Source organism: Bacillus sp. AFS098217 (assembly GCF_002551815.1).
Classification (GTDB): Bacteria; Bacillota; Bacilli; order Bacillales; family Bacillaceae_G; genus Bacillus_A.
The window spans coordinates 1-9,369 of record NZ_NVPR01000111.1; the positions used below are offsets into that span (position 1 = coordinate 1).

General features: G+C 38.5%; 8 protein-coding genes, 1 pseudogene and 1 riboswitch. Of the genes and pseudogenes, 8 read left to right on the forward strand and 1 reads right to left on the reverse strand.

Going from position 1 to position 9,369, the window contains the following annotated elements:
- Window positions 1-50: 50 nt before the first annotated feature.
- Window positions 51-307, reverse strand: a pseudogene (locus COO03_RS28195) (hypothetical protein).
- A gap of 349 nt (window positions 308-656) precedes the next feature.
- A riboswitch (purine riboswitch) is annotated at window positions 657-758 on the forward strand.
- A gap of 110 nt (window positions 759-868) precedes the next feature.
- On the opposite strand from COO03_RS28195, the gene purE reads away from it, so the two are divergent.
- From purE to purF, 8 genes are all read left to right on the forward strand, one after another.
- Entirely contained in the window at window positions 869-1,354 is a 486-nt protein-coding gene (purE, locus tag COO03_RS23060) for a 5-(carboxyamino)imidazole ribonucleotide mutase (protein ID WP_097899349.1), read from the forward strand.
- Window positions 1,351-2,502, forward strand: coding sequence for a 5-(carboxyamino)imidazole ribonucleotide synthase (gene purK, locus COO03_RS23065; RefSeq protein WP_097899350.1), 1,152 nt, complete (start codon window positions 1,351-1,353; stop codon window positions 2,500-2,502). Before purE ends, purK begins: the two co-directional genes overlap by 4 nt.
- The gene (purB, locus tag COO03_RS23070) at window positions 2,499-3,806 is read left to right on the forward strand and encodes an adenylosuccinate lyase (protein ID WP_097899351.1); all 1,308 of its coding nucleotides are present in this window, start codon (window positions 2,499-2,501) and stop codon (window positions 3,804-3,806) included. Before purK ends, purB begins: the two co-directional genes overlap by 4 nt.
- Window positions 3,807-3,894: 88 nt before the next feature.
- On the forward strand, window positions 3,895-4,614 hold the full coding sequence (gene purC / locus COO03_RS23075; protein ID WP_097899352.1) for a phosphoribosylaminoimidazolesuccinocarboxamide synthase: 720 nt from the start codon (window positions 3,895-3,897) through the stop codon (window positions 4,612-4,614).
- Window positions 4,607-4,861 (forward strand): phosphoribosylformylglycinamidine synthase subunit PurS, encoded by a 255-nt coding sequence (purS, locus tag COO03_RS23080; RefSeq protein WP_016132263.1) that lies wholly within the window; start codon window positions 4,607-4,609, stop codon window positions 4,859-4,861. Before purC ends, purS begins: the two co-directional genes overlap by 8 nt.
- Window positions 4,858-5,541, forward strand: a complete 684-nt coding sequence (purQ, locus tag COO03_RS23085) for a phosphoribosylformylglycinamidine synthase subunit PurQ (protein WP_097899353.1) — start codon at window positions 4,858-4,860, stop codon at window positions 5,539-5,541. The genes purS and purQ overlap by 4 nt, the downstream gene beginning before the upstream one ends.
- Complete coding sequence (gene purL / locus COO03_RS23090) at window positions 5,525-7,744, forward strand: phosphoribosylformylglycinamidine synthase II (RefSeq protein ID WP_097899354.1); 2,220 nt, start codon at window positions 5,525-5,527, stop codon at window positions 7,742-7,744. The genes purQ and purL overlap by 17 nt, the downstream gene beginning before the upstream one ends.
- Window positions 7,729-9,144, forward strand: coding sequence for an amidophosphoribosyltransferase (gene purF / locus COO03_RS23095; protein WP_097899355.1), 1,416 nt, complete (start codon window positions 7,729-7,731; stop codon window positions 9,142-9,144). The genes purL and purF overlap by 16 nt, the downstream gene beginning before the upstream one ends.
- Window positions 9,145-9,369: the final 225 nt, after the last annotated feature.

Genomic DNA, 9,369 nt, shown 5'->3' on the forward strand with positions numbered 1-9,369 from the left:
TTTCGACTTAGGTTTTTTTGTGTTCATTTTTATTTGCCAAATGCCATAATCTATAAATTGAGCAATGCCAAAAGTGAAAAAAGAATAAAGAAGAGGCTGTTTAAAATAATAGCAATTTGTTTTGGCCTTCCAGGTTTTCCGAAAGACCCTAAAATAATTCCGATAATGGGACTGATTATTTCTACAAGAAGCATAAGCTTTAAATAGTGAGAATAGAAAAAGTGAGATGTTATAAAAGAGGATCCAATCATTGCAGCAGTTATTGCGATAAAAAACATAAATATGACAATATGTTAAGTTTCCGCATAATTAAACCACCTATAAATTAGTGTGAATTTATAACAATAGTATCATAGGCGATGCTTAAATATACAAAAAGTGGTATTATTTGTGCCTTGAATTGATTACTTTTTCGTGTGCTCAGATTAAGAGGAGTATAAAATTTGATTAAATCATGGTTAAGGTATTCTATCGCTAAACCACGAGATCTTCATACGATACATCTGATCTTCCTACCCCAATTTCGTTTTTTACTTGCATATATTTTCACTTCTTCTTTTGAATATAACTAAAACACGAACGTTAACGATAACTAATAAAAAAACATTCGATTATTTATTGACATTGTTTATGAAATATTGTTAATATAGCCATAGAAACAATAATATATAAGACCTCATATAATCGCGGGGATATGGCCTGCAAGTCTCTACCTAACGACCGTTATTCGTTAGACTATGAGGGAAAGTCACTCGGTATTTTTCTATTCACAAGGGATACGTATGCCTGAGTAGAGCGCTTTCTCTCATAGTAAAAGAGAAACTGTTCTATTTCAGGCTTTTTTTATTTGAATCGGGGGGATTCTAATATGAAATCACTAGTTGGAGTCATAATGGGAAGCACGTCAGACTGGGAAACAATGAAATATGCTTGTGACATTTTAGATGAATTAAATATACCGTATGAGAAAAAAGTTGTATCCGCTCATCGGACTCCGGATTATATGTTTGAATATGCAGAAACAGCTCGTGAGCGTGGATTAAAAGTTATTATTGCTGGAGCTGGTGGAGCAGCGCATTTACCAGGAATGGTTGCAGCGAAGACAAATCTTCCTGTAATCGGTGTCCCAGTTCAATCAAAAACGTTAAACGGCCTAGATTCGTTATTATCCATTGTCCAAATGCCAGGAGGGGTTCCAGTTGCAACTGTTGCAATTGGTAAGGCTGGTTCAACAAATGCTGGATTACTTGCTGCACAAATACTTGGATCATTTTATGATGACATACATGATGCATTAGAGTTGAGACGAGAAGCTATTGAGAAAACTGTGCGTGAAGGTAGTGAGCTAGTATGACGAGAATCATCTTACCTGGAAAAACAATCGGCATTATCGGAGGCGGCCAGCTTGGAAGAATGATGGCGCTGGCGGCTAAGGAAATGGGTTATAAAATTGCTGTTTTAGATCCAACAAAACATTCACCATGTGCACAAGTTGCTGACATTGAAATTGTTGCAGCCTATGATGATTTGAAAGCGATTCAGTATTTAGCAGAGATAAGCGATGTTGTCACATATGAATTTGAAAATATTGATTATAGATGTCTACAATGGCTTGAAAAACATGCGTATTTGCCACAAGGCAGTCAGTTATTAAGCAAAACGCAAAATCGTTTTACAGAAAAGAATGCAATCGTAAAGGTTGGTTTGCCAGTAGCACCATATAGATTAATTCAGAAGCACGATGAACTTTTAGAAGCAATTACGGAACTTTCCTTTCCTTGTGTGTTAAAAACAACAACAGGAGGATATGACGGTAAAGGGCAAGTTGTTTTAAGAAGTGAAGCTGATGTTGCAAGAGCAAAAGAGCTTGTCGATCAAACTGAATGTATTCTAGAAAAATGGGTGCCATTTGAAAAGGAAATATCCGTTATTGTAACTCGTAGTGTAAGTGGGGAAACGAAGGTATTTCCAGTAGCAGAAAATATTCATGTGAATAACATTTTACATGAATCTATCGTTCCAGCTCGTATTACAGAAGAACTTTCTCAAAAAGCAATTACTTATGCAAAAGTACTTGCGGATGAATTAGAACTTGTGGGAACACTAGCGGTAGAGATGTTTGCTACAGCTGACGGTGAGGTTTACATTAATGAATTAGCACCAAGACCTCACAACTCAGGGCATTATACACTTGATGGATGTGAAACGAGTCAATTTGGGCAACATATTCGAGCAATCTGTAATTTACCTCTTGGAGAAACAAATTTGTTAAAACCAGTTGTCATGGTGAACATTTTAGGCGAACATATAGAAGGGGTCCTAGGACAAGTGAATAGATTAACCGGGTGCTATTTACACTTGTATGGAAAAGAAGAAGCAAAAGCACAGCGAAAAATGGGGCATGTAAATATTTTAAATGAGAATATTGAAGGTGCTCTAGAAAAAGCGAAGAGTTTGCATATTTGGGACCATCAAGAACAACTGTTGGAGGGAAAAAGATGATTAGTCGTTATACACGCCCTGAAATGGGTGCGATTTGGACGGAAGAGAACAAATTTAAAGCGTGGTTAGAAGTTGAAATTTTAGCTTGTGAAGCATGGGCTGAGCTTGGCGATATTCCAAAAGAAGATGTAAAAAAAATTCGTGAGCATGCATCATTTGATATGGAGCGTATTTACGAAATTGAAAAAGAAACACGCCATGACGTAGTTGCTTTCACTCGTGCTGTATCAGAAACACCAGCATTAGGTGAAGAACGTAAATGGGTTCATTACGGTTTAACATCTACAGACGTAGTAGATACAGCTTTATCTTACATCTTAAAACAAGCAAATGAAATCTTATTAAAAGATTTAGAGAACTTTACTAGCATTTTAGCTAATAAGGCGAAAGAGCATAAATACACGATTATGATGGGAAGAACACACGGTGTTCATGCAGAGCCAACAACATTTGGTTTAAAACTTGGTCTTTGGTATGAAGAAATGAAACGTAACGTAGAGCGCTTCAAGCAAGCTGCTCATACAGTTCGTGTTGGTAAACTATCTGGTGCGGTTGGTACATATGCAAATATTGATCCTTTCGTAGAAAAATATGTTTGTGAGAACTTAGGATTAGAAGCAGCGCCAATTTCTACACAAACGTTGCAACGTGATCGTCATGCACATTACATGTCAACACTTGCATTAATCGCAACATCCATTGAAAAGATGGCAGTTGAAATTCGTGGTTTACAAAAGAGTGAAACACGTGAAGTTGAAGAAGCTTTCGCAAAAGGTCAAAAAGGTTCTTCTGCAATGCCACATAAACGTAATCCAATCGGATCTGAAAATATGACTGGTTTAGCTCGTGTTATCCGCGGTTATATGATGACAGCTTACGAGAATGTTCCGTTATGGCATGAGCGTGATATCTCTCACTCTTCTGCAGAACGCGTAATTTTACCAGACGCTACAATCGCGTTAAATTACATGTTAAATCGCTTTGGTAATATCGTCAAAAACTTAACTGTATTCCCAGAGAATATGAAACGCAATATGACGAGAACATACGGTTTAATTTATTCTCAGCGCGTAATGCTTACACTAATCGATAAAGGCATGGTACGTGAAGAAGCTTATGATATTGTACAGCCTAAAGCGATGGAAGCTTGGGAAACACAAGTACAATTTAAAGAGCTTGTAGAAGCTGACGAGCGCATTACAAGTAAGTTAACGCAAGAAGAAATTAACGAATGCTTCAATTATGAACATCATATGCAACACGTTGATACAATCTTCGAACGTCTTGGATTAAATGAAGCGTAAAATTTCATATGGCACAGAATAGAGTCATTCTGTGCCATTCTTTATAAAAACATTATTCACATTTTTCAAACTACAGGGGGCTTGCGAAATGCAAAAGCTAGAATTGCTGTATGAAGGTAAGGCAAAAAGAATTTATCGTACAGAAGCAGCAGATATGGTTTGGGTAGAGTATAAAGATAGTGCGACTGCTTTCAATGGGGAGAAAAAAGCGACGATTACAGGAAAAGGTCGTTTGAACAATGAGATTACAACTTTATTGTTCAGAAAGTTACAAGAAGTGGGAATTAAAACACACTTTATTGAGAAGTTATCCGAAACAGAACAACTTGTAAAAAAGGTGAGTATTATTCCATTAGAAGTTGTCACAAGAAATGTAATTGCAGGTAGTCTTTCAAAAAGACTAGGAATGGAAGAAGGAACTGCTCTTACAACGCCAATTGTAGAATTTTACTTCAAAGATGATGATTTAGGAGATCCACTTGTAACGGAAGATCATATTCGTGTGTTAAACGTTGCAACACCAGAGCAAGTAAGTGTATTACGAGAAACAGCTCTACAAATCAATCAAGTGTTGATTGAGCATTTCGCAAGCTGTCGTGTAAGATTAGTAGATTTCAAATTAGAGTTTGGCGTAACAGAAACAGGGGAAATCATATTAGCGGATGAAATTTCACCAGATACTTGCCGTTTATGGGATGAAACGAGCAATGAAAAATTTGATAAAGATGTATTCCGTCGTGATCTTGGGAATTTAACAGAGGCATATGAAGAAATTTTAAAACGTTTAGGGGGAGCTTCACATGTATAAAGTAAAGGTATATGTAACATTAAGAGAGAGTGTACTAGATCCACAAGGAACAGCAGTGAAAGGTGCCCTGCATAGCCTTTCTTTTACAGAAGTACAGGATGTTCGCATCGGTAAATATATGGAGTTAACAATTGATAAATCAGTAACTGATCTGGATAGCAAGGTAAAAGAAATGTGTGAAAAACTATTAGCAAACGTTGTAATGGAAGATTACCGTTACGAAGTTGAGGAGGTTGTCGCACAGTGAAATTTGCCGTAATTGTATTTCCAGGTTCGAACTGTGATGTTGATATGTTTCATGCCATTAAAGATGAGCTTGGCGAAGAGGTAGATTATGTTTGGCATGATGCAGAGAATTTAGATGAGTATGATGCGATTCTTTTACCAGGTGGATTCTCTTATGGCGACTATCTTCGCTGTGGTGCTATTTCTCGTTTTGCAAATGCAATGAAGGCAGTGCAAAAAGCTGCCGAGCAAGGAAAACCAATTTTAGGCGTATGTAATGGATTCCAGATTCTTGTTGAATCAGGATTGTTACCAGGTGCATTAATGCGAAATGAAAATTTAAAATTCATGTGCCGAACTGTTCAGTTACGTGTTGAAAATAATGAAACAATGTTTACATCGCAATATAAAAAAGGTGAAGTCATCAATATTCCAATTGCACATGGTGAAGGAAATTACTACTGCGATGAAGCAACCCTTAAAGAATTAGAAGAAAAGAATCAAATTGCATTCCGTTACGTAGAAAATCCAAACGGAAGTGTTTCCGATATTGCAGGTATTGTAAATGAAAAAGGAAATGTACTTGGCATGATGCCACATCCAGAGCGTGCTGTGGATGAACTTCTTGGCGGTGCTGAAGGTTTAAAAGTCTTTCAATCTATTTTGAAACATTGGAGGGAAACATATGTCGTTAATGCTTGAACCAAATCCAACACAAATTAAAGAAGAACGTATATATGCGGAAATGGGGCTAACGGACGAAGAGTTTGCCATGGTTGAAAAGATTTTAGGGCGTTTGCCGAACTACACAGAAACAGGACTATTTTCTGTTATGTGGTCAGAGCACTGTAGTTATAAAAATTCAAAACCAGTTCTTCGCAAGTTTCCAACAACAGGAGAACATGTACTACAAGGACCTGGAGAAGGCGCAGGGATTGTAGATATCGGTGATAATCAAGCAGTTGTATTTAAAATGGAAAGTCATAACCACCCTTCAGCAATTGAGCCATATCAAGGCGCGGCAACAGGTGTTGGAGGTATTATTCGCGATGTGTTCTCCATGGGAGCACGTCCAGTAGCACTATTAAACTCACTTCGCTTCGGCGAATTACAATCACCACGTGTGAAATATTTATTTGAGGAAGTAGTAGCAGGGATTGCAGGATACGGTAACTGTATTGGTATTCCAACAGTGGGCGGAGAAGTACAATTTGATCCATGCTATGAAGGAAATCCACTTGTAAATGCGATGTGCGTTGGATTAATTAATCATGAAGATATTAAAAAAGGGCAAGCGCATGGTGCTGGTAATACGGTTATGTACGTAGGTGCTTCAACAGGACGCGATGGTATTCACGGTGCAACTTTCGCATCGGAAGAACTATCCGAGAGTTCAGAAGCAAAACGCCCAGCAGTACAAGTAGGCGATCCATTTATGGAGAAACTTCTTATTGAAGCATGCTTAGAGCTTATTCAATCTGATGCTCTTGTTGGAATTCAAGATATGGGAGCTGCTGGTTTAACATCGTCTTCTGCGGAAATGGCAAGTAAAGCAGGAATGGGTATTGAAATGTATTTAGATGATGTACCGCAGCGTGAAACAGGTATGACGCCATATGAAATGATGCTATCTGAGTCGCAAGAACGTATGTTAATTGTCGTGAAAAAAGGTAGAGAGCAAGAGATTGTAGATTTATTTGAAAAATACGGCCTTGCAGCAGTTGCGATGGGGAAAGTAACAGAAGACAAAATGCTTCGCTTATTCCATAAAGGTGAAATGGTAGCAGAAGTTCCAGCAGATGCATTGGCAGAAGAAGCACCAATTTACCATAAACCATCAAAAGAGGCAGCGTACTTTAAAGAGTTCCAAGAAATGAAGATGGAAACACCAAAAGTAGATAATTATAAAGAAACATTGCTAGCTTTATTACAACAACCAACGATTGCAAGTAAAGAGTGGGTATATGATCAATATGATTATCAAGTACGCACAAGCACAGTTGTTACACCAGGATCAGACGCGGCAGTTGTACGTGTACGTGGCACAGAGAAAGCATTAGCAATGACAACAGATTGTAACTCTCGCTACATTTACTTAGATCCTGAAATGGGCGGTAAAATTGCAGTAGCTGAAGCTGCGCGTAATATTGTATGTTCTGGCGGAGAGCCACTTGCAATTACAGATTGCTTGAACTTTGGTAATCCGGAAAAACCAGAGATTTTCTGGCAAATTGAGAAATCAGTAGACGGTATGAGTGAAGCTTGTCGTACATTAAAAACCCCGGTTATCGGTGGAAACGTATCAATGTATAACGAACGTAGCGGTGAAGCTGTGTATCCAACGCCAACTGTTGGTATGGTAGGTCTTGTTCATGATCTAAAACATGTAACAACACAAGAATTTAAGCAAGCTGGTGATTTAGTTTATGTAATTGGTGAAACGAAAGCTGAATTTGGCGGAAGTGAATTACAGAAGATGGTATATGGTAAGATCTTTGGTCAATCACCAAGCATCGATTTAGAAGTGGAATCAAAACGTCAAAAAGAATTACTAGAAGCAATTCAAGCAGGACTTGTTCAATCCGCACATGACGTTGCAGAAGGTGGATTAGCAGTTGCAATTTCTGAAAGTGCAATTGGTGCGAAAGGCCTAGGTGCTACTGTGAAATTAGATGGGGAAGCAACAGCAGCCTTATTTGCAGAATCACAATCCCGCTTTGTTGTAACGGTAAAACGTGAACAACAAGAAGCGTTTGAGAAAGTAGTAGAAGCAATTCAAGTTGGAGAAGTCACAAATACAAATGAAGTAACAATTCATAATGAAGAAAATGAAGTATTACTTACAGCAAATGTTGATGAAATGAGAAGGGCTTGGAAAGGGGCAATCCCATGCTTGCTGAAATAAAGGGGTTAAATGAAGAATGTGGCGTTTTCGGAATTTGGGGGCATGAAAATGCAGCACAAGTTGCGTACTACGGATTGCACAGTTTACAGCACCGTGGGCAAGAAGGCGCAGGCATTGTCGTCAATAATGGGGAGAAAATCGTCGGTCACAAGGGGTTAGGTTTAATATCAGAAGTGTTTTCAAGAGGTGAGCTAGAAGGATTAAACGGAAGATCTGCAATCGGACACGTACGATATGCAACAGCAGGCGGAAGTGAAGTAGCGAATGTGCAACCACTACTATTCCGTTTTTCTGATCATAGCATGGCATTAGCTCATAACGGGAATTTAATTAATGCAAAGATGCTTCGCCGTGAATTAGAGGCAGAAGGAAGTATTTTTCAAACGAGTTCAGATACAGAAGTACTGCTTCATTTAATTAAGCGTAATACAAAAGGTTCACTAATCGAGAGCGTGAAAGATGCGTTAAATAAAGTAAAAGGTGCATTTGCATATCTTTTACTAACAGGGAACGAAATGATTGTTGCGCTAGATCCGAATGGGTTTCGCCCACTTTCCATCGGGAAAATGGGAGATGCATACGTTGTAGCATCTGAAACATGTGCTTTTGATGTAGTGGGTGCAACATATATTCGCGATGTAGAACCTGGGGAGCTACTTATCATTAATGACGAAGGTATTCAAGTAGATCGTTTTACAAATGAGGTAGAACATGCAATTTGTAGTATGGAATACATCTATTTTGCACGCCCAGACTCCAATATTGCTGGCATTAATGTTCATGCAGCACGTAAAAGCATGGGGAAACGTTTAGCGATGGAAGCGCCTATTGAAGCGGATGTTGTAACGGGTGTACCGGATTCTAGTATTTCGGCAGCGATTGGTTATGCAGAAGCAACTGGAATTCCATACGAATTAGGATTAATTAAAAATCGTTACGTTGGTCGTACTTTTATCCAACCGTCTCAAGAATTGCGTGAGCAAGGGGTAAAAATGAAGCTCTCAGCAGTACGAGGTGTGGTTGAAGGGAAACGGGTTGTTATGATTGACGACTCTATTGTAAGAGGAACAACAAGTAAACGAATTGTTCGTATGCTTCGTGAGGCTGGAGCGACAGAAGTTCATGTTAGAATTGCTTCCCCGCCTCTTAAGTATCCATGTTTTTATGGAATTGATATTCAAACGAGAAAAGAATTAATCGCAGCAAATCACTCTATAGAAGAAATCCGTCAAATTATCGGAGCAGATTCTTTAACATTTTTAAGTGAAGATGGTTTAGTAGATTCAATTGGACGCCCATATGAAGGGAAATACGGCGGCTTATGTATGGCTTACTTTAATGGGGATTATCCAACAGCTCTTTATGATTATGAGCAAGAACTTTTAGAAAGTATGAAATAAGAAAGCGGAGAAGCTTCTACTTTACTTTAAGTAGAAGCTAGCTTTTTCCTATATATACATCAATTAAAAAACGGACATAAACCCCCTCTTTTTAGGTGGGAGAGAGCATCTGGCCATGCATGGAAGCGGGCAGGGGCTTTTTCTGCCACATGCGAAGTAAAAACAGAAAGAGCAAACGAGTGTAGGTTACTTTTACTTCTGCATAGCAGGGAGTTAGATGCCAAA

Excerpts from the sequence above, each read along its gene's own strand:
- purF (WP_097899355.1), top strand. The coding sequence starts at position 7,729 with ATGCTTGCTGAAATAAAGGGGTTAAATGAAGAATGTGGCGTTTTCGGA.
- purC (WP_097899352.1), top strand. The coding sequence starts at position 3,895 with ATGCAAAAGCTAGAATTGCTGTATGAAGGTAAGGCAAAAAGAATTTAT.
- purS (WP_016132263.1), top strand. The coding sequence starts at position 4,607 with ATGTATAAAGTAAAGGTATATGTAACATTAAGAGAGAGTGTACTAGAT.
- purK (WP_097899350.1), top strand. The coding sequence starts at position 1,351 with ATGACGAGAATCATCTTACCTGGAAAAACAATCGGCATTATCGGAGGC.
- purL (WP_097899354.1), top strand. The coding sequence starts at position 5,525 with ATGTCGTTAATGCTTGAACCAAATCCAACACAAATTAAAGAAGAACGT.
- purE (WP_097899349.1), top strand. The coding sequence starts at position 869 with ATGAAATCACTAGTTGGAGTCATAATGGGAAGCACGTCAGACTGGGAA.
- purB (WP_097899351.1), top strand. The coding sequence starts at position 2,499 with ATGATTAGTCGTTATACACGCCCTGAAATGGGTGCGATTTGGACGGAA.